The sequence below is a fragment of the Stenotrophomonas sp. GD04054 genome, from assembly GCF_029836955.1.
Classification (GTDB): Bacteria; Pseudomonadota; Gammaproteobacteria; order Xanthomonadales; family Xanthomonadaceae; genus Stenotrophomonas; species Stenotrophomonas maltophilia_A.
Genome location: NZ_JAOECR010000022.1, coordinates 25737 through 48270, shown reverse-complemented (window position 1 = coordinate 48270; position 22534 = coordinate 25737). Strand labels below are relative to the sequence as shown.

The 22534-nt window shown below is 66.3% G+C and carries 24 protein-coding genes and 1 tRNA gene; 22 read left to right on the top strand and 3 right to left on the bottom strand.

From position 1 onward, the window contains the following. The first annotated feature begins 53 nt into the window (after positions 1 to 53). Together N7573_RS12120 and N7573_RS12115 are read left to right on the top strand one after the other, a co-directional pair. Positions 54 to 1268: a cation:proton antiporter gene (locus N7573_RS12120; RefSeq protein ID WP_032128538.1), complete on the top strand. Its 1215-nt coding sequence runs from the start codon at positions 54 to 56 to the stop codon at positions 1266 to 1268. Between the two features lie 55 nt (positions 1269 to 1323). Continuing rightward, entirely contained in the window at positions 1324 to 1965 is a 642-nt protein-coding gene (locus N7573_RS12115; RefSeq protein ID WP_049422905.1) for a hypothetical protein, read from the top strand. 133 nt (positions 1966 to 2098) lie between these two features. Here the strand turns inward: N7573_RS12115 and N7573_RS12110 are convergent, their stop codons facing one another. After that, on the bottom strand, positions 2099 to 2848 hold the full coding sequence (locus N7573_RS12110; RefSeq protein ID WP_279913160.1) for a DUF3011 domain-containing protein: 750 nt from the start codon (positions 2846 to 2848) through the stop codon (positions 2099 to 2101). 159 nt (positions 2849 to 3007) lie between these two features. On the opposite strand from N7573_RS12110, the gene aspS reads away from it, so the two are divergent. The 18 genes from aspS to queC all read left to right on the top strand — a co-directional run bounded on the left by aspS (position 3008) and on the right by queC (position 19468). Beyond that, positions 3008 to 4759: an aspartate--tRNA ligase gene (gene aspS, locus N7573_RS12105; protein ID WP_010481582.1), complete on the top strand. Its 1752-nt coding sequence runs from the start codon at positions 3008 to 3010 to the stop codon at positions 4757 to 4759. 16 nt (positions 4760 to 4775) lie between these two features. Continuing rightward, a complete protein-coding gene (locus tag N7573_RS12100) occupies positions 4776 to 5093 on the top strand; it encodes a hypothetical protein (protein ID WP_032128534.1) in 318 nt (105 codons plus the stop codon). A 31-nt stretch (positions 5094 to 5124) separates the two neighbouring features. Then, positions 5125 to 5646 (top strand): GNAT family N-acetyltransferase, encoded by a 522-nt coding sequence (locus N7573_RS12095; RefSeq protein ID WP_032128533.1) that lies wholly within the window; start codon positions 5125 to 5127, stop codon positions 5644 to 5646. A gap of 75 nt (positions 5647 to 5721) precedes the next feature. Next, complete coding sequence (locus N7573_RS12090; protein WP_032128532.1) at positions 5722 to 6354, top strand: alpha/beta fold hydrolase; 633 nt, start codon at positions 5722 to 5724, stop codon at positions 6352 to 6354. Between the two features lie 179 nt (positions 6355 to 6533). Further along, positions 6534 to 7265: a YebC/PmpR family DNA-binding transcriptional regulator gene (locus N7573_RS12085; protein ID WP_032128531.1), complete on the top strand. Its 732-nt coding sequence runs from the start codon at positions 6534 to 6536 to the stop codon at positions 7263 to 7265. Between the two features lie 105 nt (positions 7266 to 7370). Continuing rightward, positions 7371 to 7892: a crossover junction endodeoxyribonuclease RuvC gene (gene ruvC, locus N7573_RS12080; RefSeq protein WP_032128530.1), complete on the top strand. Its 522-nt coding sequence runs from the start codon at positions 7371 to 7373 to the stop codon at positions 7890 to 7892. Positions 7893 to 7905: 13 nt separating this feature from the next. Continuing rightward, positions 7906 to 8499, top strand: coding sequence for a Holliday junction branch migration protein RuvA (gene ruvA, locus N7573_RS12075; RefSeq protein WP_182266578.1), 594 nt, complete (start codon positions 7906 to 7908; stop codon positions 8497 to 8499). Positions 8500 to 8547: 48 nt separating this feature from the next. After that, positions 8548 to 10467 (top strand): potassium transporter Kup, encoded by a 1920-nt coding sequence (locus N7573_RS12070; RefSeq protein ID WP_032128529.1) that lies wholly within the window; start codon positions 8548 to 8550, stop codon positions 10465 to 10467. Between the two features lie 559 nt (positions 10468 to 11026). Continuing rightward, positions 11027 to 12067, top strand: coding sequence for a Holliday junction branch migration DNA helicase RuvB (ruvB, locus tag N7573_RS12065; RefSeq protein WP_010481595.1), 1041 nt, complete (start codon positions 11027 to 11029; stop codon positions 12065 to 12067). Then, positions 12057 to 12488 carry a tol-pal system-associated acyl-CoA thioesterase gene (ybgC, locus tag N7573_RS12060; protein WP_071229045.1) on the top strand — a complete coding sequence of 144 codons (432 nt, stop codon included), beginning with the start codon at positions 12057 to 12059 and terminating at the stop codon, positions 12486 to 12488. The genes ruvB and ybgC overlap by 11 nt, the downstream gene beginning before the upstream one ends. 10 nt (positions 12489 to 12498) lie before the next feature. Next, entirely contained in the window at positions 12499 to 13278 is a 780-nt protein-coding gene (gene tolQ / locus N7573_RS12055) for a protein TolQ (RefSeq protein WP_006438802.1), read from the top strand. A 24-nt stretch (positions 13279 to 13302) separates the two neighbouring features. Further along, complete coding sequence (tolR, locus tag N7573_RS12050; protein WP_049400778.1) at positions 13303 to 13731, top strand: protein TolR; 429 nt, start codon at positions 13303 to 13305, stop codon at positions 13729 to 13731. Beyond that, positions 13721 to 14776: a cell envelope integrity protein TolA gene (gene tolA / locus N7573_RS12045; protein WP_005410750.1), complete on the top strand. Its 1056-nt coding sequence runs from the start codon at positions 13721 to 13723 to the stop codon at positions 14774 to 14776. Before tolR ends, tolA begins: the two co-directional genes overlap by 11 nt. Positions 14777 to 15060: 284 nt before the next feature. After that, complete coding sequence (tolB, locus tag N7573_RS12040) at positions 15061 to 16380, top strand: Tol-Pal system beta propeller repeat protein TolB (RefSeq protein WP_032128528.1); 1320 nt, start codon at positions 15061 to 15063, stop codon at positions 16378 to 16380. Positions 16381 to 16444: 64 nt separating this feature from the next. Continuing rightward, positions 16445 to 16963, top strand: a complete 519-nt coding sequence (pal, locus tag N7573_RS12035) for a peptidoglycan-associated lipoprotein Pal (protein ID WP_032128527.1) — start codon at positions 16445 to 16447, stop codon at positions 16961 to 16963. A gap of 3 nt (positions 16964 to 16966) precedes the next feature. Beyond that, the gene (ybgF, locus tag N7573_RS12030) at positions 16967 to 17785 is read left to right on the top strand and encodes a tol-pal system protein YbgF (RefSeq protein WP_279943164.1); all 819 of its coding nucleotides are present in this window, start codon (positions 16967 to 16969) and stop codon (positions 17783 to 17785) included. Between the two features lie 237 nt (positions 17786 to 18022). Next, positions 18023 to 18724 carry a 7-carboxy-7-deazaguanine synthase QueE gene (queE, locus tag N7573_RS12025; protein WP_049422912.1) on the top strand — a complete coding sequence of 234 codons (702 nt, stop codon included), beginning with the start codon at positions 18023 to 18025 and terminating at the stop codon, positions 18722 to 18724. Positions 18725 to 18802: 78 nt separating this feature from the next. Next, positions 18803 to 19468: a 7-cyano-7-deazaguanine synthase QueC gene (gene queC / locus N7573_RS12020; RefSeq protein ID WP_049422913.1), complete on the top strand. Its 666-nt coding sequence runs from the start codon at positions 18803 to 18805 to the stop codon at positions 19466 to 19468. A 52-nt stretch (positions 19469 to 19520) separates the two neighbouring features. On the opposite strand, the gene N7573_RS12015 is transcribed toward queC, so the two are convergent. Then, positions 19521 to 20477 carry a DUF2268 domain-containing putative Zn-dependent protease gene (locus tag N7573_RS12015; protein ID WP_279913555.1) on the bottom strand — a complete coding sequence of 319 codons (957 nt, stop codon included), beginning with the start codon at positions 20475 to 20477 and terminating at the stop codon, positions 19521 to 19523. 177 nt (positions 20478 to 20654) lie between these two features. On the opposite strand from N7573_RS12015, the gene N7573_RS12010 reads away from it, so the two are divergent. Continuing rightward, positions 20655 to 20730 (top strand) — tRNA-Lys (locus tag N7573_RS12010). A 319-nt stretch (positions 20731 to 21049) separates the two neighbouring features. Here the strand turns inward: N7573_RS12010 and N7573_RS12005 are convergent. After that, on the bottom strand, positions 21050 to 21406 hold the full coding sequence (locus N7573_RS12005; protein ID WP_227416532.1) for a helix-turn-helix domain-containing protein: 357 nt from the start codon (positions 21404 to 21406) through the stop codon (positions 21050 to 21052). 142 nt (positions 21407 to 21548) lie between these two features. On the opposite strand from N7573_RS12005, the gene N7573_RS12000 reads away from it, so the two are divergent. Further along, entirely contained in the window at positions 21549 to 22493 is a 945-nt protein-coding gene (locus N7573_RS12000; RefSeq protein WP_049463256.1) for an aromatic alcohol reductase, read from the top strand. Positions 22494 to 22534 lie beyond the last annotated feature (41 nt).

Below are 22534 nucleotides of genomic sequence, written 5' to 3'. Positions count from 1 at the left end.
GATCGGTTCGGCGCGCGCATCCTGCGCGCGTTCGAATCACACGGAAGTCCCCCATGAGCCATGAACTGATCTACCTGCTGCTGATCTTTGCGCTGCTGGTGATCCCGCGCGCGCTGCAGCGTTTCAGCCTGCCCGCGCCGCTGACCTGCCTGCTGTTCGGCATCATCGGCATGCTCTGGCTGGGCGACCAGGCGCACGACGCGGTGATCGGTCTGTTGGCCACGCTGGGCATTTCCTCGCTGTTCCTGTTCGCCGGCCTGGAAGTGGATCTGCAGGCGCTGCGCCGTGGCATGTGGCCGCTGCTGGCGCATCTGGTGATCCGTACCGGCACGCTGTTCGGTGTGGGCTGGCTGGCCTGGCGCTACGCGGGGCTGCCGTGGCAGGCCGCGGGCCTGCTGGCGCTGGCGCTGCTGACTCCCTCCACCGGTTTCATCATGGATTCGCTGTCGCGGCTTGGCCTGAGCGAGGACGAGCGATTCTGGGTGACCAGCAAGGCCATTGCCGGTGAACTGCTGGCGCTGGCCGCGTTGTTCATCGTGCTGCAGGCCGGCGACCCGGGGCACATGGCGCTGTCCAGCCTGGCGCTGCTGGCGATGATGGTCGGCCTGCCGCTGCTGTTCATCGCGCTGGGCCGCTGGGTGGCGCCGCACGCGCCGGGTTCGGAGTTCTCGCTGCTGGTCATGGTCGGCATGGTCGCGGCGTACATCACCTATCTGCTGGGTGTGTATTACCTGGTCGGTGCCTTCATCGCCGGCCTGGTCGCGCGCCTGCTGCACCAGCGCATGCCGCTGCTGGCCTCGCACGAGAACCTGCATGCGCTGCGCCTGTTCGCCTCGTTCTTCGTGCCGTTCTACTTCTTCAACGCCGGCACCAAGGTGCCCAGCGAAGCACTGAGCTTTGAGGCGCTGGGGCTGGGCATCGTGATCACTCTGGTGGTGCTGCCGCTGCGCATCGGCGTGGTCTGGCTGCAGCGTCGGGTGATGTTCGGCGAGAGCTTCCGCAGCAGCCTGAGGGTCTCGCTGGCGCTGGCCCCGACCCTCATCTTCACCCTGGTGCTGGCGGCGATCATGCGCGAGCGCTTCCAGATTCCGGCGGTGCTGTTCGGCGCGCTGCTGCTGTATGCCGCACTGACCACGCTGTTGCCGTCGCTGGTGTTCCGCACGCCGTTCGATGTCGATCCGGTTGAACAGGAACCTGCGGGTGAAGGCGAAGCCGCGCCGGTGGCGGCCACCGAAACCCTGCCAGCGGCATCTGCAGTCGATCGCTGAGCGGATGCTGCGCGTGCGGTTTGCGCACTTCGGCCATGGCCGTTAGGGTTGGGGCATGAAACTGCCTGCCGTTGTCACCGCTTCCGCCCTCCTGCTCAGCCTTGCTGCGTGTTCGCAGCGCTCCGATACGGTCGCCCATGATCTGGCGACCGCACCGGCCGATGCCTTCATGGCCGCCATCGCCGCGCATTGCGGCCAGGCTTACGCCGGCAAGGTGGTGGAGGACACGCCGGCACCGACCGGCAAGGATCCGTTCGCCGGGCAGCGCCTGGTCATGCATGTGCGCGGCTGTGCCGATCCGGCGCACGAGCTGCGCATCCCGTTCCATGTCGGCGATGACCACTCGCGGACCTGGGTGCTGACCCGTACGGAAACCGGCCTGCGCCTGAAGCACGACCATCGCCACGAAGACGGCAGCCCCGACGCGATCACCCTCTACGGTGGCGACAGCACGCCGCCGGGCACCGCCGAGCGCCAGCAGTTCCCCGCCGACGCCGATTCGGTGGCGATGTTCCGCCGCGCCGACATGCTGGCCTCCACGCACAACACCTGGGCGATGGAGATTGATCCCGACCAGACCTTTGTCTACGAGCTGACCCGCCCGGAGGGCCGCCGCTTCCGCGTGCAGTTCGACCTGAGCAAGCCGGTTGCCCTGCCGCCTGCACCGTGGGGCGACGACAAAGCGTCCGCCCCGTGATCCCAGGGTCGGATCCCTCCTGCGGAGGGCCTCGACCCCAGAAAGGCCCTCAGTAAATCCACGCCATGCGTGGATGCGGGATACCGGACCGGGATCAGAGCCCTGGCCGTCGGCCAGGGATCCGACCGTGTACTTACCGCGTACCGAAACGCGCGCGGCAGCCGTTGCTCACCCACACCTGGCCACGTGAGTAGCCCCAGCTGCGGCCTTCCTGGCAGGCACTGCCGGACAGCTGCTGCTGCAACACCGGGCGGCCCTGACGCTCATCCCAGTCGCAGGTCTGCGAGCGGTTGTTGTTGCTGCTGCAGGTAACTGAGTAATTGCTGTTGCCGCCCCCCCAGCCACCGCCACCACCGCCCCAGCCGCGGGCTTCGGCGAATTCGGCACGGCAGCCGCCACTGACCCAGACCGCGCCGTTGCGCACGCCCCAGGTACGCCCTTCGTTGCAGGGGCTGCCGGACAGCTGGCGGACCAGGCGGGCATTGCGCCAGCCGACCGGGCAGCTGCGCTCACGGTTGTTCTGGCTCTCGCAGCGGATGGTCTCGCCGGGCCGGCCGTTGTTGCCGCCCCTGCCACCGCCATTGCCATTGCCGCCGCCCCAGCCACCGCGGGCCTCGACGAATTCGGCGCGGCAACCGTTGGTGACCCAGATGCTGCCGTTACGGCTGCCCCAGGTGCGTCCTTCATCGCAGTCCGAGCCGGACAGCTGGCGCACCAGCTGCGCATTGCGCCAGCCGGTGTTGCAGACCCGTTCGCGGTTGTTCTGGCTTTCGCAGCGGACAACGCCGCTCTGCGCATGCGCGGAAGGGGCGGGCAGGGCAAGGGTGCCGGCGGCACCCAGGCTGAGGGTTACGGCCAGGCTGGTCAGGGACAGCGGTTTCATGGCGGCATCCCATACGGTGGCAGGTGCCCGACTATAGGGAGGGGGGCGATCAAGCCGGTGTGACTGGCCGGATTTGCCCCGGCCGGGGCCTCGGCCGCAGAATACGAGGCTTTCCGGCCCCCATCCGGTGCCGGCGTTCTCCAGCGGAGCTTCCCCCCCATGCGTACCCACTTCTGCGGCCTGGTCGATGAGACCCTGATTGGCCAGACTGTCACCCTCGCCGGCTGGACCGACGTGGCCCGTAACCAGGGCGGCGTCTGCTTCATCGATCTTCGAGATCATGAAGGCATCGTGCAGGTGACCGTGGAAGTCGACAACGCCGACGTGTTCGCCGTGGCCGCGTCGCTGGGCTACGAGGATGTGCTGCAGGTGGAAGGCGTGGTGCGTGCCCGCCACGCGGTGAACGACAAGATGCGCACCGGCAAGGTGGAAGTGATCGCCACCGCCATCACCGTGCTGAACAAGGCCGCGCCGCTGCCGTTCCACGCCCACGAGAATCCGGGCGAGGAAACCCGCCTGAAGTACCGCTACCTGGACCTGCGCCGCCCGGAAATGCAGCGCATGCAGCGCACCCGCATCAAGCTGGTGCAGGCCCTGCGCCGCCATCTGGACGAAAAGGGCTTCCAGGACATCGAGACCCCGATCCTGACCAAGGCCACCCCGGAAGGCGCGCGCGACTTCCTGGTGCCGGCGCGCATGCATCCGGGCGAGTTCTACGCCCTGCCGCAGAGCCCGCAGCTGTTCAAGCAGATCCTGATGGTGGCCGGCTTCGACCGCTACTACCAGATCGCGCGCTGCTTCCGCGACGAGGCCCTGCGTGCCGACCGCCAGCTGGAATTCACCCAGCTGGACATGGAATTCGCCTTCGTCCGCGAGCGCGACGTGCAGGATTTCGTCGAGGACATGATCCGCGCCATCTTCAAGGAAGTGGTCGACGTCCAGCTGGATGCCAGCTTCCCGCGCATGACCTGGGCCGAGGCGATGCGTCGCTACGGCTCGGACAAGCCGGACCTGCGCATCGCGCTGGAGCTGGTCGACGTGGCCGAGCTGGTCAAGGACAGCGAGTTCGCCGTGTTCACCGGCCCGGCCAATGACGCCGAAGGCCGCGTCGCCGCGCTGCGCATCCCGGGCGGTGCAGCGCTCAGCCGCAAGCAGATCGACGAATACGCAGCGCATGCCGCCAAGTACGGCGCCAAGGGCCTGGCCTACATCAAGATCGCCGACAACGGCGAAGTCAGCTCGCCGATCCAGAAGTTCTTCAGCGAGGAATCCTTCGCTGCGCTGGTCGCCCACGTCGGCGCCGGTAACGGCGACATCGTGTTCTTCGGCGCCGGTGGCTACAACAAGGTCTCCGACTTCATGGGCGCGCTGCGCCTGAAGGCCGGCAAGGACTTCGGCCTGGTCGCCGACGGCTGGGCACCGCTGTGGGTCACCGACTTCCCGATGTTCGAGTGGGACGAGGAAGAACAGCGCTATGTCGCCCTGCATCACCCCTTCACCGCACCGGCCGTGGACGACATCGCCGACCTGCGCGCCAATGCCCGTACCGCCGTTTCGCGCGGCTACGACATGGTGCTCAATGGCAATGAAATCGGCGGCGGTTCGATCCGTATCCATCGTCCGGACATGCAGAGCGCGGTGTTCGAACTGCTCGGCATCGGTGCCGAAGAGGCCCGCGCCAAGTTCGGCTTCCTGCTCGACGCGCTGAACTACGGCGCGCCGCCGCACGGTGGCATCGCCTTCGGCATCGACCGCATCGCCGCGCTGATGGCCGGCACCGAGTCGATCCGCGACGTCATCCCGTTCCCGAAGACCACTGGTGCACAGGATCTGATGACCGACGCGCCGTCGCCGATCGTCGACGCGCAGCTGGCCGAAGTGCACATCCAGGTTCGCCCCAAGACCAACTGATCAGGAGATCCAGGCAATGACCGAGTTTGCGTTTTCGCTGGAGTGGGAAAAGCTGGGCAATGAAGGCTCCGAGGCCACCCTGGTCACCGAGCGTGCGCGCGTGTTCGGTGGTTGGCTGGTTCGCGTCGGAACCAACCCGGCGGCGATGGCCCTGACCTTCGTCGCCGACGGCGAAGGCCGTTGGGACGGTGAAGACTTCGGCGTCGAGGATTACGAGGACGACGAAGAGGAAGAGTACGACGAGGACGAGGAAGGCGAAGAAGAGGACGAGGACGAAGAGGAGTACGAGGAAGAGGACGAGGAAGAAGAAGCGGAATCGCCTGAAAAGGCTTGACCCGCGCTTCGCCCTGACGTCAACTTCCTGCATGTATTCGATCCGCCGCGCCACCGTGGACGACGCGCCGACCCTGTCGGCGCTGGCTGCCCGCACGTTCACCGAAACCTTCGGCCATCTGTATCCGCCGCAGGACCTGCAGGCCTTCCTCGAGGAGGCCTACACGGTCGAGCGCCAGCGCGTGATCCTGGCCCACCCGGATTACGCGGTGTGGCTGCTGGAGCTGGACGGGGAGGCGGTCGGCCATGCCGCCGCCGGCCCCTGTGGCCTGCCGCACCCGGACGTGAAGCCCGGTGACGGCGAACTCAAGCGCCTGTATCTGATCAAGACGCAGCAGAGCTGCGGCTGGGGCAGCCGCCTGCTGGAAACCGCGCTGGCCTGGCTGGAACACGAAGGCCCGCGCACGCTGTGGCTGGGCGTGTGGTCGGAGAACTTCGGCGCACAGCGTTTCTACGCCCGCTATGGATTCGAGAAGGCCGGCGAGTACCTGTTCCCGGTCGGTGATACCCAGGACCTCGAGTTCATCCTGCGCCGCGCACCGCGCGCGACCTGACGTTCACCGCCGCTTGCTGCGCGCGCGTGTTCAATCACCGTACGTTTCCGCCCCGCTGACCGCCAGGCTGTTTGCATGACTCCCCCCGTATTGCTGCTGCATGGCATCTGGAATGCCCGTGCCTGGGTCGGGCCGCTGGCCTGGCGCCTGCGCGCGCGTGGTTTCCAGGTGCACGCGTTCGGTTACTCCTCGGTGTTTGGTGGCCCCGACGTGGCCGTGCCGCAGCTGCTGGAGCGGCTGGCCGATGCCGGCCCGTTGTCGCTGGTCGGCCACAGCCTGGGGGGATTGCTGGCGCTGGAGGCCTTGCGCCGCCAGCCGCAACTGGACGTGCAGCGCGTGGTCTGCCTGGGCTCGCCGTTGCGCGGCAGTGGCACTGCGCGTTCGCTGTCCGAGCACGGCTGGGGCCTGGCGTTGGGGCGCAGCAGCGATCTCCTGCTCGATGGCCTGCCGGACTGGCAGGGCAGGGCCGAGGTTGGCCTGATCGCCGGTTCGGTGCCGCACGGGCTGGGCAGCCTGCTGGGCGCCATCGACGATGCCTCCGACGGTACCGTGGCCCTGGCCGAGACACGCCTGCCGGGCCTGGCCGACCATTGCGTGGTGCGCACCAGCCACAGTGGCCTGGTGGTATCGCCCGATGCCGCGCGGCAGACCGCGCATTTCCTGCGCCACGGCCAGTTCGATCACAGCCGCGACGCCGCCGCTGCGTAAGGCGGTTCGCCGGGCAGGGCGGTGCACTCTCGGTAGCGCCGGGCCATGCCCGGCGGCAGTAGATCCACGCCATGCGTGGATGGCGCCTTCCCGATATCCCTTCGGCCCTAGACACGGTTGCGGCCCCCGATCAGGTAGAATCCGCGCCTTGATCCTGAAGCAGCCAGACGGTAGCACCCATGGGTAGAGGCCCCTCCATCGAAGCCCGCAAGAACGCGTCCGACGCGAAGCGCGGCAAGATTTTCACCAAGATCATCCGCGAGATCGGCGTTGCCGCGCGCGGCGGTGGAGGCGACCCCAACAACAATCCGCGCCTGCGCGTGGCCGTGGACAAGGGCCTGGCCGTGAACATGTCCAAGGACGTGATCGAGCGCGCCATCAAGAAGGCTACCGGTGAACTGGAAGGCGTCGATTACGAGGAAATCCGCTACGAGGGCTACGCCCCGGGTGGCGTGGCCGTGATCGTCGACTGCCTGACCGACAACCGCGTGCGCACGGTGGCCGATGTCCGCCATGCGTTCAGCAAGTGCGGCGGCAACATGGGCACCGAAGGCTCGGTCGCCTTCATGTTCAAGCGCCTGGGCGTGCTCAGCTTCGCCCCGGGTGCCGACGAGGAAGCCATCACCGAAGCGGCCATCGAGGCCGGCGCCGATGACATCGTGGTCTACCCGGACGACGGCTCGATCGACGTGGTCACCAGCCCTGACGCGTTCAACGCGGTCAAGGATGCGATGGCCGCCGCTGGCCATGTCGCCGACCACGCCGAAATCACCTTCCGCGCGGACAACGACATCAAGGTCGAGGGCGAGGTTGCCCTGCAGGTCAAGAAGCTGCTGGACATGCTTGAAGACCTGGACGACGTGCAGGACGTGTACTCCAACGCCGAACTCGGCGCCGACGCCTACGCCTGAGCCGTCCTTGACGGCCTGGGCGCGGGCCGTTGAACGGTCACCGCGGACAGTCATGAGCCCATACGCCTGCCAGCGCCTCCCGTTCCGCCCCGCCAGGAGTGCAGCATGACCCGCATCCTCGGCATCGACCCCGGTTCGCAGCGGACCGGGGTCGGCATCATCGATGTCGACGCCACCGGCCGTGTCAGCCACGTGCACCACCAGCCGCTGGTGCTGCTCGGCGCCGACGATTTCCCGCAGCGCATGAAGCTGCTGGTGCTGGGCCTGGCTGACCTGTGCCGCGAGTACCAGCCGCAGGAAGTGGCCATCGAACGCGTGTTCATGGCCCGCAACCCCGATTCGGCGCTGAAGCTGGGCCAAGCCCGTGGCGCGGCCATTTCCGCCGTGGTGCTGCGTGACCTGCCGGTGCACGAATACGCCGCCAGCGAGATCAAGTTGGCGGTGGTCGGACGCGGTGGCGCCGAAAAGCAACAGGTTCAACACATGGTCGGGCTCATGCTCAACCTGAAAACCAAGCTGCAGGCCGACGCGGCCGACGCGTTGGCAGTGGCGATCACCCATGCCCACGTAAGGGCAACGGCCAACCGCCTGGGGCTCAGTGCCCGCCAGGCGTGGGGCCGCAAATGAGGAGCTGCACGCAATGATCGGTCGACTGCGCGGCATCGTCGCCTACAAGGCGCCGCCGTGGCTGGTGGTGGACGTGAACGGAGTGGGCTACGAGCTGGAGGCGCCGATGAGCACCTTCTACGACCTGCCCGAGCTCGGCCGCGAGGTCACCCTGTACACCCATTACTCGCAGAAGGAAGACAGCGTCTCGCTGTACGGCTTCCTGCGCGAAGGTGAGCGGCGCCTGTTCCGCGACGTGCAGAAGGTCAGTGGCATCGGCGCGAAGATCGCGCTGGCCGTGCTGTCCGGCGTCACCGTCGAGGAATTCGCGCGCATGGTCCAGGCCGGTGACATCACCGCGCTGACCCGCATTCCGGGCATCGGCAAGAAGACCGCCGAGCGCATGGTGCTGGAGCTGCGTGACCGCGCGGCGCAGTTCGGTGCCGGCGGCGCGCTGCCGACCGGCAGCGGCCCGGCCCCGGCCGATCCGCTCTCCGATGCCACCGTGGCCCTGCAGCAGCTGGGCTACAAGCCGACCGAAGCGGCGCGCATGGCCCGCGATGCCTTCAACGAAGGTGACGAAGTGGCCACCGTGATCCGCAAGGCGCTGCAGTCGGCACTGCGCTGACCCGCCTTCCTTTCCCCAACCCACCGCCTGAGCTTCGCCAGGAGTCCCATGTCCAGCAGTCAAACCCCGCACGCGGCCGCCCCAGGCGGTCATGGTCACGCCCCTCCAGCCGGAGGCCTGGCGCTGATCATCGGTGCGATCGGCGTGGTCTTCGGCGATATCGGTACCAGCCCGCTGTACACCCTGAAGGAGGCGTTCTCGCCTCACTACGGGCTCAACAGTGACCACGACACCGTGCTGGGCGTGCTGTCGCTGGCGTTCTGGGCGCTGAACATCGTGGTCACGCTGAAGTACGTGACCATCATCATGCGCGCCGACAACGACGGCGAGGGCGGCATCATGGCGCTGATGGCGCTGACCCAGCGCACGCTGCGCAACGGGTCGCGCTCGGCCTATGTGGTCGGCATCCTCGGCATCTTCGGTGCCTCGCTGTTCTTCGGCGATGGCGTGATCACCCCCGCGATATCGGTGCTGGGTGCGGTGGAAGGCCTGGAAGTTGCCGCGCCAGGACTGCACGCCTTCATCGTTCCGATCACCGTGGTGGTACTGCTGGCGGTGTTCGCGGTACAGCGCTTCGGCACCGCGAAGATCGGCAAGCTGTTCGGGCCGATCACCTCGATCTGGTTCATTTCGCTGGCGGCGATCGGCATCTACAACATCGTCGATGCACCGGAAGTGCTGAAGGCGTTCAACCCGTGGTGGGCAATCCGCTTCTTCATGGAGCATGGCTGGCACAGCATCTTCATCCTCGGTGCGGTGGTGCTGGCAGTGACCGGCGGTGAGGCGCTGTACGCCGACATGGGCCACTTCGGTGCCAAGCCGATCCGCCACGCCTGGTACTTCTTCGTGCTGCCGTGCCTGGTGCTGAACTACCTGGGGCAGGGTGCGCTGGTGCTCAACCACCCCGAGGCGGTGAAAAATCCGTTCTTCGAAGCGGTGCCGTCGTGGGCGCTGTATCCGATGATCATCCTGGCCACCATGGCCGCGGTGATTGCTTCGCAGTCGGTCATCACCGGCGCGTTCTCGGTCTCGCGCCAGGCCATGCAGCTGGGCTACATCCCGCGCATGCGGATCAAGCACACCTCGCACGACACCATCGGCCAGATCTACATCCCGGGTATCAACTGGGGCATCGCGGTGATGGTGATCGGCCTGGTGCTGGCCTTCCGCAGCTCCTCCAACCTGGCGGTGGCCTACGGCATCTCGGTGTCGGCCACCATGCTGATCGACACCCTGCTGCTGGCCCTGGTGGCGCGCTCGCTGTGGCCGAAGGCGCGCAAGTGGATCCTGCCGCTGTGTGTGGTGTTCTTCGTCATCGACCTCGGCTTCGTCATCGCCAACGGCGCCAAGCTGCTGCAGGGCGCCTGGTTCCCGGTGGTGCTGGGCATCTTCCTGTTCACCATGATGCGCACCTGGCGCCGTGGCCGCGAGCTGCTGCGCGATGAGATCCGCAAGGACGGCATTCGCCTGGACACCTTCCTGCCAGGCCTGATGCTGGCGCCGCCGGTACGCGTGCCGGGCACCGCGGTATTCCTCACCGCCGACCCGACCGTGGCTCCGCATGCGCTGATGCACAACCTCAAGCACAACAAGGTGCTGCACGAGCGCAACGTGTTCCTGCACGTGGAAACCCTGCCCATTCCCTATGCGATGGAAGGGCAGCGGCTGAAGATCGAATCGGTGGGCGACGAGTTCTACCGCGTCTACGTGCGCTTCGGTTTCATGGAGACCCCGGACGTGCCGCTGGCGCTGATGCGCTCGTGCGACCACGGCGGCATCTACTTCGACCCGATGGACACCACCTTCTTCGCCAGCCGCGAAACCATCGTCGCCACCGCCAACCGTGGCATGCCGATCTGGCGTGACAAGCTGTTCGCGCTGATGCACAGGAACGCCGCCCCGGCCACGGGCTTCTTCCGCATTCCGGGCAACAGATTGGTGGAACTGGGCGCGCAGGTGGAGATTTAATCTCCACCTGCGCTACGTCCCACGATTTGCTGCGCAAACCGTGGGTCCCGCGCGCATTCCACCTTATCCCCGCGCCTGTCGGCGCGCCCCCTTGAAACGCAGGCGCCTTGGGCGCCGGCGTTCCGCGCATTCCACCTTAACCCCCCGCCTGTCGGCGCGCCCCCTTGAACAACAAGGGGGCTCCACTTGCGGAGACCACTCGACTTCTCAGGTCCATCCGCGCATGGCGTGGATATACCGTGTCGACCAAGGTCGACACCTACCAGATCCGACCCCGTGCCGACCAACGGTCGGCACCCACCAAAGCAGAACGCCGTTCCGACAGATCGCAGGAAACTGTCGAAGGCGGGGTGGGTCCGCTTGCGGGGGCGTGAGCCGCATGGATGCGGCGACCGAGCTTACATGGACGTACTTGCAGCGTCCCCCGCAAGCGGACCCACCCCGCCATTCCCCAGGAAGCCCGCTTCGGCTGTTGCTCTGGATGCTGCCGTTGCCGTTGCCTCTGCGGGTGCCGGGCGCAGCCCGGCCGAAACCCGCGCTTTTGCCGCATAATCAGCACATGACCGACGACCGCATCATCGGCGCCGGCGCCACCCGCGAGGATGACGCCGCCGACGCCAGCATCCGCCCCAAGCGCCTTGCCGACTACCTTGGCCAGGTGCCGGTGCGCGAGCAGATGGAGATCTACATCCAGGCGGCCAAGGGGCGCGGCGACGCGCTCGACCACGTGCTGATCTTCGGACCGCCCGGCCTGGGCAAGACCACCCTCAGCCATGTCATCGCCAACGAACTGGGCGTGGCCCTGCGGGTCACCTCCGGCCCGGTGATCGAGAAGGCCGGCGACCTCGCCGCGCTGCTGACCAACCTGCAGCCGCACGATGTGCTGTTCATCGACGAGATCCATCGCCTGTCGCCGGTGGTGGAGGAAGTGCTGTACCCGGCGATGGAAGATTTCCAGATCGACATCATGATCGGCGAGGGCCCCGCCGCCCGCTCGATCAAGATCGACCTGCCGCCGTTCACCCTGATCGGTGCCACCACCCGTGCTGGCCTTCTGACCGCGCCGTTGCGCGACCGCTTCGGCATCGTCCAGCGCCTGGAGTTCTACAGCGTCGAAGAGCTGACCCGGATCGTGCGCCGCTCGGCAGCCATCCTGGCCATCGACTGCACGGCCGATGGGGCAGGGGAGATCGCGCGCCGCGCGCGTGGCACCCCGCGTATCGCCAACCGCCTGCTGCGCCGCGTGCGCGACTATGCGCAGGTGAAGGCCGGCGGCCACATCGACGAGGCCGTGGCCCAGGCCGCGATGAAGATGCTCAAGGTCGACCCGGAGGGCTTCGACGAGCTTGACCGGCGCCTGCTCAAGACCATGGTCGACTACTTCGACGGCGGTCCGGTCGGCATCGAATCGCTGGCGGCGGCGCTGTCTGAAGAGCGTGGCACGCTGGAAGACGTGGTCGAGCCGTACCTGATCCAGCAGGGCTTCCTGGTGCGCACCGCGCGTGGCCGCATGGCCACCCACAAGGCCTACCGGCACATGGGCCTGAAGCCGAAGAACCCGCCGCAGGACCTGTTCGCGGAGGTTCCCGATGTCGGTTGAGCCCCGATTCAGTTGGCCGACACGCATTTACTGGGAAGATACCGACGCAGGTGGCGTGGTCTACCACGCCCGCTACGTGGCCTTCATGGAACGGGCCCGGACCGAATGGATGCGTGCGCTGGGCTACGGCCAGGAGCGCATGCGCGCCGAGCACGGGATGGTCTTCGCGGTGCGCTCGATGCAGATGGATTTCATCAAGCCGGCACGGCTGGATGACACCCTGCAGGTGAGTGCCCGCCTGGTCCAGCTGAAGAAGGCCAGCATGGTCTTCGACCAGCAGATCCTGCGCGACGGCGAGCTGCTGCTGTCGGCGCAGGTCCGCATCGCCGCACTGGAAGCGGCCAGTTTCCGCCCGCGTGGCATGGACGAGGCCGTCCTTGCCGTGCTGCAACCCCACCTCCACCCCGAATCCGAACACTGAGGAACAACGGATGATCGCAACGCTCCTGGCCCTGCAGGCCACGGTCACCGAGGCACTGCCGGCCGACGTCAGCAATGCCGCGACACAGACCCTTGCCCAGGCCACCACTGGCGGCGGCATCAACTACCTCGAACTGATGGCCAAGGCCAGCCTGCCGGTGAAGATCATCGTGCTGCTGCTGCTGGTCGGCTCGTTCGTCAGCTGGGTGATCATTTTCCGCAAGGCCCGCGTGTTCAAGCAGGCCACCCGCGAAGCCGACGAGTTCGAGAACCGCTTCTGGTCCGGTGCGGACCTGGGCAAGCTGTACAGCTCGGCCACCGACCGCAGCCGCAATGTCGGCGGCCTGGAAGCCATCTTCGAAGCCGGCTTCCGCGAGTACACCCGCCTGCGCGACAAGCGCCGCCTGGACGGTCGTGCCCAGCTGGAAGGCGCACAGCGTGCCATGCGCACCACCTACACCCGCGAAGTGGACCAGCTTGAGCGCAACCTGGAACTGCTGGCCAACATCGGCTCGACCGCGCCTTACGTGGGCCTGGTCGGTACCGTGTTCGGCATCATGGTGACCATGCACGACATGATCAGCAGCGGTGCGCAGGCCGGCATCGCCGCCGTCGCGCCGGGCATCTCCGAGGCACTGTTCGCCACCGCCATCGGCCTGTTCGTGGCGATCCCGGCGGTGTGGGCCTACAACCGCTTCACCACGCGCGTGGAGCGCATGTCGGTGCGGTTCGAGACCTTCGCCGAAGAGTTCAGCTCCATCCTGCAGCGCCAGAGCGCTGGCGACGAGTAAGCGCCTGACCCGGGAGTCCAAGCCATGTCCGCTGCCATCGGTCGCCGCAAGCGCCGCAAGCTGAAATCGGAAATCAACGTCGTTCCCTACATCGACGTCATGCTGGTGCTGCTGATCATCTTCATGGTCACCGCACCGCTGCTCACCCTGAGCTTCGACGTCGACCTGCCGCAGTCCAACGCCAAGGCGCTGGAGAGCAAGCAGGATCCGGTGATCGTCTCGGTGCGCCAGGACGGCCAGCTCAGCCTGAAGCTGCCCGACGCCAAGGACCCGACCGCCGTGTCGGCCGAGGAACTGGAAGGCCGTCTGGCCGGCATCGCCGCCCAGGACAAGGGCGTGCGCGTGATCGTCGCCGCCGACCGCGCCGTGGCCTATGAAAAGGTCATTGCTGCGATGGATGTGATCAAGCGCGCCAAGGTAGACAAGGTAGGCCTGGCCACCGATGCACGCTGACGCCCTGCCACCCCCGCATCAGCGCGAACCCGGCTGGGGCCTGCCCCTGGCGCTGGCGTTGCTGGTGCACCTGCTGGTCGCGCTGGTGTTCATCGTGGCCTGGTTCTGGTCGCCCGAGCGCAACACCGATGCCGCCGCCGGCGATCCCTCGGTCGAGGCCAGCCTGGCGCTGTCCGCGTCCGAGGCCTCCGCTGCACGCCAGGCCCTGCGCCAGTCGGAAAAGCTGGAAGACCTGCCGCCGCCGGTGGCCGAGCCGATCCCGGTGCCGGAAGACACCATCCCGCCGCCGCAGCCGATTCCCGAGCCGCGCCCGCAGGACGCCCCCACGCCGCAGCAGCAACAGGCGCAGGAGCGTGTCGCGCAGCCGGACACCAAGGACCAGGAAGCGGTGAGCGCGCTGGCCATCTCGCAGGAGAAGGCCAAGCAGGAACAGGAAGCCAAGCGTCGGCAGGAGCAGATCGACCTGACCGAACGCAAGCGCCAGGAAGAAGCGGAGCAGAAGCTGCGCCTGGCCAAGCAGCAGGAAGCGGACGAAAAAAAGAAGCAGGCCGAGCAGGAGCGCGTGGCGGCTGACAAGGCCGAGGCCGAGAAGCAGAAGAAGATCGCCGAGATCCGTGCCCGCCGCGAGCAGGCCGAGAAGGAAGCCAAGCTGGCCGAGCAGAAGCTGCGCCAGGTGGCAGCCGCGCGTAATGCTGCCGGCAGTGCCGCTGCCGGTTCCAGCGGTGCCTCCCAGCCGGCCGCCGGTGGCGGTGGCAACAGCGATGATCTTTCGGCCAAGTACGCGGCCGCGATCCAGGCCAAGGTGCTGTCGCAGTGGGTGCGCCCGGATACGGTGCCGCTCGGCCAGCGTTGCCAGATCACCATCACCCAGATTCCGGGGGGCACGGTGATGCAGGCCAAGGTCAGCCCGAACTGCCCGTACGACGAGGCCGGCAAGCGTTCGATCGAGGCCGCCGTGCTCAACGCGCAGCCGCTGCCCTACCGCGGCTTCGAGTCTGTGTTCGCACGCACGCTCAACTTCACCTTTACCGCTCAGGATCGCTGAGGCGGGCAGGGCTGGGTGGCCATCGGGCCACCTGCGCCCACGGATGTCGCGCCTGCCTCTGGCGGGCCCGGTTTCGACCGGGCAGGCTGGGGGCTGCTGTGGAATACCACCCTGCGGGGCGGTGTGGCCGGGGCAGGCGGTGCGATGTTAGCCACGACGTTAACGGTGCGTGAGAGGACGGGCTGGAACTGACCCGGAATTCACGTACCCTTGGTTCATGATTGCGAAGCGGTTCACTCCCGCTTTGTTATCCCTCGTTCCGGTTTCCCCCTATTGAGCGCTCCATGAAAAAGATGCCTCGCTGGCTTGCCGTGTTTGCGGCCCTGTTGCTGCCCTTTGCTGCCGTCGCGCAGCAGAAGGGGCTGGATATCGACATTATCGGCGGCAATGCCTCCGCGCTGCCGATCACCATCGTGCCGATGCCCTACCAGGGTTCGGCGGCTGCACCGCAGACCGACGTCGCCGGGGTGGTCCGCGCCGACCTCGAGCGTTCGGGCCAGTTCCGCACGCTGCCGGAAGCACAGATCGTCGAAAAGCCCGTGCGGGGCGGCGACATCCAGTTCGCCACCTGGCGCGCGCTGAAGCAGAACTACATCGTGGTCGGCCGCGTGCTCGACGCTGGTGCCGGCGCCTACCGTGTCGAGTACGAACTGTTCGACGTACCGAAGGGCGAGCGCCTGCTGGGCCTGGCGATGACCGCCCGTGGCAACGCCATGCGTGACGTCGCCCACCAGATGGCCGACGCCATCTACGAGAAGATCACCGGTGTCCGTGGCGCCTTCTGGACCCGCATCGCCTACGTGACCGCCAGCGGCAAGGGCGACGCCATGCGCTACGCGCTGATGGTGGCCGACTCCGATGGCTACAACCCGCAGACCATCGTGCGTTCGGCCGAGCCGCTGCTGTCGCCGTCGTGGAGCCCGGATGGCAGCAAGCTGGCCTACGTCAGCTTCGAGCGTGGCAATTCGGCCATCTACATCCAGAACATCGGCACCGGTGCGCGTGAGCTGGTCACCAGCTTCCGCGGCATCAACAGCGCCCCGGCGTTCTCGCCGGACGGCCGCAAGCTGGCCCTGACCCTGTCGCGTTCGGGTAACCCGGAAATCTACGTGATGGATCTGGGCAGCAAGCAGCTGACCCAGCTGACCAACCACTTCGCCATCGATACCGAGCCGACCTGGGCACCGGACGGCAGCGCGGTGTACTTCACCTCCGACCGCGGCGGCCGTCCGCAGGTCTACAAGGTCGGTGCGGGCGGCGGCAGCGCCGAGCGCGTGACCTTCCAGGGCAACTACAATGCCAAGCCCTCGGTGTCCTACGATGGCAAGAAGATCGCCGTCGCCCAGGGCTCGGGCAACAGCTACAAGATCGCGATGATGGACAGCTCGCTGGGTTCGCCCCGCTGGAGCACGCTGTCCCCGGGTTCGCTGGATGAATCTCCGAGCTTTGCGCCCAACGCAAGCATGGTGTTGTACGCCGCCCGCGAGGGTGGCCGTGGTGTGCTGTACGCCGTTTCTGCCGATGCGCGCGTGCGCCAGCGGTTGGTTCTGGCTGACGGAGATGTGCGCGAACCGGCATGGTCCCCATACCGTACCCAGCGCTAAAAGAGTGTTAATATTTTCGCTGTCTTGAACCCCTCATCGGCCTAGGAGCCACAAAGGTATCGCCATGAACAAGTCCACCCGCGTTCTGCTTGTTTCCCTGCTGTCTGTGGCCGTCCTGGCCGGTTGCTCGAAGAAGGTGAAGGAAGAGCCGGCAGCCCCGGTTGACACCGGCACCTCGACCACCACCCCGACCGCTCCGTCGACCTCCGGCCTGTACGGCCCGGGCGACCTGGACACCGACGCTTGCCTGCGCCAGCGCGTTGTCTACTTCGACCTGGACAAGGAAGACGTGAAGCCGGAATTCCAGGCCATCATGGCGTGCCACGCCAAGTACCTGCGTGACCGTCCGTCCTCGCGCATCACCCTGCAGGGCCACACCGACGAGCGCGGTTCGCGCGCGTACAACCAGGCCCTGGGCGAGCGTCGTGGCAACGGCGTCAACTCGGCCCTGCAGGCCAACGGTGGCTCGGCTTCGCAGCTGACCGTCGTGTCCTACGGTGAAGAGCGTCCGGTCTGCACCGAGTCGAACGAGTCCTGCTGGTCGCAGAACCGTCGCGTCGAAATCGTCTACACCGCGCAGTAATCCATGCGTATTGGCATCAAACTGATGCTGGTCGTTGCGGCAGCCCTCGTGGCTGCCGCACCGGCGCATGCACAGCGACAGAGCCTGGCCGACCGCGTTGGCGCGATCGAGCAGCAGATGTACAACAACAGTGCCAACCAGGACCTGTTGAACCAGATCAATCAGCTGCGGCAGCAGGTCACCAGCCTGCAGGCCTCGATCGAGCAGTTGCAGCACGACAACGCCCAGCTCAAGCAGTCCGCCCAGGACCAGTACCTGGATCTGGACAGCCGCCTGAACCGGTTGGAAGGGGGCAATGCCGCCCCGGCCCTGCCGCCCGTTCCGGCGAGCGCGCCGAAGGCCGCCCCGGCCCAGGCAAAACCCGCAGCGGCGGCCACTTCCGAGCGGCCGCCTTCCGTCCATGGTGATGCCGGCAGCCTTGCCGCCACCGGCGACGAGCGCACCTCCTACAACGTCGCCTTCGATTCGCTGAAGGCCGGCAAGTACGATGATTCGGCGCAGCTGTTCCTGAGCTTCCTGCAGCTGTACCCGAACGGCGTCTACGCGCCGAACGCGCTGTACTGGCTGGGCGAGAGCTACTACGCCACCCGCAATTTCCCGATGGCGGAGACCCAGTTCCGTGAACTGCTCTCGCGCTATCCGACCCACGACAAGGCCGCTGGCGGCCTGCTCAAGGTCGGCCTCTCGCAGTATGGCGAGGGCAAGGTCGACCAGGCCCAGCAGACGCTGGAGACCGTCGTGGCGCAGTACCCTGGCTCGGACGCCGCGCGCACCGCGCAGGACCGCCTGCAGTCGATCCGCCTCGGCAAGCAGATTCGCTGATCCGCTGACCGGGCGTACAATACGTGTCCTGTAGAGCCGAGCCCACGCTCGGCTGCTTTCGTTTCCGGACCGGCAAACCCGCCCGGATCCGGTAGAGCCGGGCCATGCCCGGCGGCTTGCATTACCGGCTGGGCCACACCCGACCGGCTGCAGTTGTAGAGCCGAGCCATGCTCGGCTGCTTTCGTTACCGGCCACGGTAGCCCACCCGCCACGTGTCCCACCAAGAAGTCCCCGCCATGACCGCCGTTACCCCATCCAGCGCCGCCGCCACGCCCAGCGAGATCGTGCAGTCGCCGCTGCCACGCCTGAAGATCACCGAAATCTTCACCTCGCTGCAGGGCGAAGCCGATACCGCCGGCTGGCCGACCGTGTTCGTGCGCCTGACCGGCTGCCCGCTGCGTTGCCAGTACTGCGACACCGCCTATGCCTTCCATGGCGGCACCTGGTGGGACATCGACGACATCGTGGCCGAGGTGCTGGCCCAGGGCGTGCGCCACGTCTGCGTGACCGGTGGCGAGCCGCTGGCACAGAAGCGCTGCCTGGTACTGCTGCAGAAGCTGTGCGACGCCGGCATGGATGTCTCGCTGGAAACCTCCGGTGCGCTGGACGTCAGCGCCGTGGACTCCCGGGTATCGCGCGTGGTCGACATCAAGACCCCGGGTTCGGCCGAAGTGGCGCGCAACCGCTGGGACAACCTGCCGTTGCTGACCGCCCGCGACCAGATCAAGTTCGTCATCTGCAGCCGCGAGGATTACGACTGGGCCAAGTCCCTGTTGGCCGAGCACGATCTGGTGAAGCGTTGCACCGTGTTCTTCTCGCCGAGCAAGGGTGAGATCACCGCGCGCCAGCTGGCCGACTGGATCGTCGAGGACCGGCTGCCGGTGCGCTTCCAGATGCAGTTGCATAAAATCCTGTGGAACGACGAGCCGGGCCGATGAGCCCAGGCAGCGTTCCCTGATGTAGCTCCGGCGCGGGACAGCGTGCTGGCTTTCCCCTCCCAACCGGATGTTTTACCCATGAAGAAGGCAGTCGTGCTTCTCTCCGGCGGCATGGATTCAGCCGCCGTCATCGCCATGGCCCAGGAACAGGGCTTCGCCGTGCATGCCCTGAGCGTGCGCTACGGCCAGCGCCATACTTCCGAACTGGATGCCGCCGCCCGCGTGGCCAAGGCCCAGGGCGTTATCGCGCACAAGACCGTGGACGTGGACCTGCGCAGCATCGGCGGCTCGGCGCTGACCGACGACATCGACGTGCCCGAGGCCGGCGGTGCCGGCATTCCGGTCACCTACGTGCCGGCGCGCAACACCATCATGCTGTCGCTGGCGTTGGGCTGGGCCGAAGTGCTCGGCGCCAACGACATCTTCTGCGGCGTCAACGCCGTGGACTACTCCGGCTACCCGGACTGCCGTCCCGAGTTCGTGGCCGCGTTCCAGGCGCTGGCCAACCTGGCCACCAAGTCGGGCGTGGAAGGCGCGGGCATCAAGGTGCACGCACCGCTGCAGTTCCTCAGCAAGGGCCAGATCGTCAGCGAAGGCGTGCGCCTGGGCGTGGACTTCGGCCTGACCGTGTCCTGCTACAACGCCGACGCCAACGGCGCCGCCTGCGGCCACTGCGATGCCTGCCGCCTGCGCGCGCAGGGCTTCACCGAGGCCGGCGTAGCCGACCCGACGCTGTACGCCTGACCGCGCAATCACTCTCTCGGTGGGTGCGAACCGTTGGTTCGCACTCCTTGGCCTACCGGGCCTGCAACCACCCCGACGCGTCAATAAACGCCCGTACCGCCTCCGGATCGGCATAGTCCAGTTCGATCATCCGCGCGATCGCCGCCTTCTCATCGGCCTGCTGCCGCATGTACCCCTGCGCGATGCGATACCCGGCGTAGTACCCCACATCACTCACCCCGAACGGATTGCGGGCGCTGTTGTAGAGCCAGTTGTCCAGGTCATCACCATCCATCTCAGCAATGAAGCGCGTGCGGATTTCCGCTTCGTGCGTTGGCCCGTAGGTGTACAGCGGCAACACCGGCCGGCGCCCACTGATGCGCTCCGCCACATACTCGGCCACACCCTCGCGCACTGCATACTGGGCCAGGCTGCCGGTGGTCTCGCGCTGCTGGGTATGCACGTACTCGTGCAGGTTGTTCTGCGCGTTGTTCGCCGCCGGACGGCTGTCGTAGAAGATCCGCAGGCGGCTGCGCATCGGCTCCGGCAACTCGCTCACGTCCACGCGCTCATCGCCCAGCGCCATCTCCGCGCCGATCAGCACCTTGTCACCCAGCGTCGTGCCGCCGGTACGCAGAACACCGACCGCATAGGTGATGTTGGCGGGGCGCAGGGCGGGGTAAAGCTCCCGGAACGCAGCCAGGTCCCGTTCCAGGGTGGAGCTGGCCTGCTGCGCGTTGGCGGTCAATGGCCGTACCGACGTCCAGAAGCGCGGCCACGTACGCATGGCCGTGGCGTATTCGCGGGCGGTGTAGTTGCGCACCTGCATCAGCGCATGCAGGCCGGGGCTGCCCGGATCGATGTAGCGCTCCTGCACCAGTGCGACCTGGCGTTCAACGTCGGGCTCGGTGCGCACGGCGTCATAGGTAGCCCAGAAGCGGCCGATATCATCAGTGACGACCTGGGGCGGGGCGGCCAGTGCTGCGCAGGGCACCAGCAGGGCGGCAATGAGGCAGAAGGGCAGGCGCATCCGTAGCTCCGGGGAAGGATCACAGATGGGATGCGACGGAGGCCCGGAAGGTTTAAGCGGGCTCACCGGATCGGGTAGTGCCGGCCGCTGGCCGGCAACCTCATGCACCAGGGTTTCACCCGGCCCGGCAAAGTAGGGTAGAATGCCCACCCCGCCGAAAGGCTGGGGCAGTGCAATGGGCCGTTAGCTCAGTCGGTAGAGCAGAAGACTTTTAATCTTTTGGTCGAAGGTTCGAATCCTTCACGGCCCACCAATTGCATCAACGACTTAGGCGCCCTTGCGGCGCCTTTTTCATATTTCCGGAAAAACTAAGTGGTTCCACGCTCGAGCACGTGCAGCTTATGAGGCGGTTGAACCACCGGCAGTTCGTGGTCGTATCGCTGTCGCATCTCTTCGGTGACGTGACCACATGCGGTCTTGCGGCCGCCTTCGGTGACGCCCCGATGTTGTGGCCCACAAGGCCAAACGCTTGGCCTCGGATGTGGCCGACGCGGATACCTCGGTGATGACGCGCTGGAGCATCCCCCCCAGTGGGTGAAGCTACCTGCCTGCGCCGCTGCTTGCCTATATCTTCATTTCCCGTCTGAAGAATCAAAATTCTGCCGACATTGGCGGAATTCCTCCGCATGAGCCACTACCCATGTCCACATGGGAATCATCAGTACAAGAAGGTCCTTGCCCAGCGCTGTGATGCTGTACTCCACATGTGGCGGTACTTCGTGGAAATCCTGCCGGCTGATCAACCCGTCACGTTCCAATTGCCGGAGGGTGCGCGTAAGCATGCGCTGGGTGATTCCCTTCATCCGTCGCGCGACCTCGGCATGACGCAGCGTTCCATACACGCCAAGCGCATGGATGATACCCAGGGACCATCGGCTACCGGCGTGCGCTAAAACCTCCCGGCGCAGTCCATCTTCGTCCTCGCTCATCCCGTCACATATGGCTTGAGAGTGCCTTAGGAGTTCTTCCGGACTCATGAACGGTGCGGTCGGTATCATCGATGTGCCTTCTTACGTGTGGGCCATTAGGCGAGCAGAATCGCCGCCATCGTACACACACAAGGCGATTTCCATGTCATCTCATATCAGCACTACCCCCTCTCGGTCGATCCTGGTGCTCGGCGCAGGCGAGCTTGGAATGCCTGTCATCCGGAACCTTGCACGTTTGGCCGTAAGTCATCCAGGCACACGGATCAGTGTGATGCTACGGGCGACGTCGATCGACTCAGAACTGCCGGAGAAGCAGCGGGTGGTCGATGAAATCCGCGCCTTGGGGGTGAATATCGTTGCTGGCGATCTGGTAACTGAATCAGTAGAAGCGTTGGCGGCTACCTTCGCGCAGTTCGACACAGTGATTGGATGCACCGGCTATGCCGCAGGTCGCGATACGCCAATGAAGGTTGCGCGTGCGGCGGTGAAGTCTGGTATTCCCCGCTACTTCCCTTGGCAGTTTGGTGTCGATTTCGATGCCATTGGGCGCGGTGGCCCCCAGGATCTGTTCGACGCCCAGCTGGACGTGCGAGAGTATCTGCGTTCGCAGACTGCGATGGATTGGGTGATCATCTCCACTGGGATGTTCACCAGCTATCTCTTCGAGCCCGACTTCGGCGTGGTCGACCTGATTGGGCATAAAGTGAACGCCCTGGGCTCGGCGAGCAACGCTGTCACCTTGACCACGCCGGATGATATCGGCGCAATGACAGCGCGCATCGTGTTCCACACACCTACTATCCGCAACGAGATCGTGTATCTGGCAGGCGACACCGTCCGCTACGGTGACCTTCCGGATATTCTGCAGAAGGCGTTCGGCGAACCTTTCGAGCTGACGGTCTGGGGTGTGCCCCAGCTCATGCAGGAACTGGCTAACGACCCGGGCAACATGATCAAGAAGTATCGCGCGGCCTTTGCCCAAGGGAGGGGCGTTGCGTGGGATGTGGAGCGAACCTTCAATGCGAAGATCGGGGCCGAGTTGCAGGGCGTGCAGGCGTGGCTGGATTCCAACGTGCAGCGCTCCTGATTTGCCGCTGGATTGTGAGGAGGCGCCTGGGCGCCTTTCTC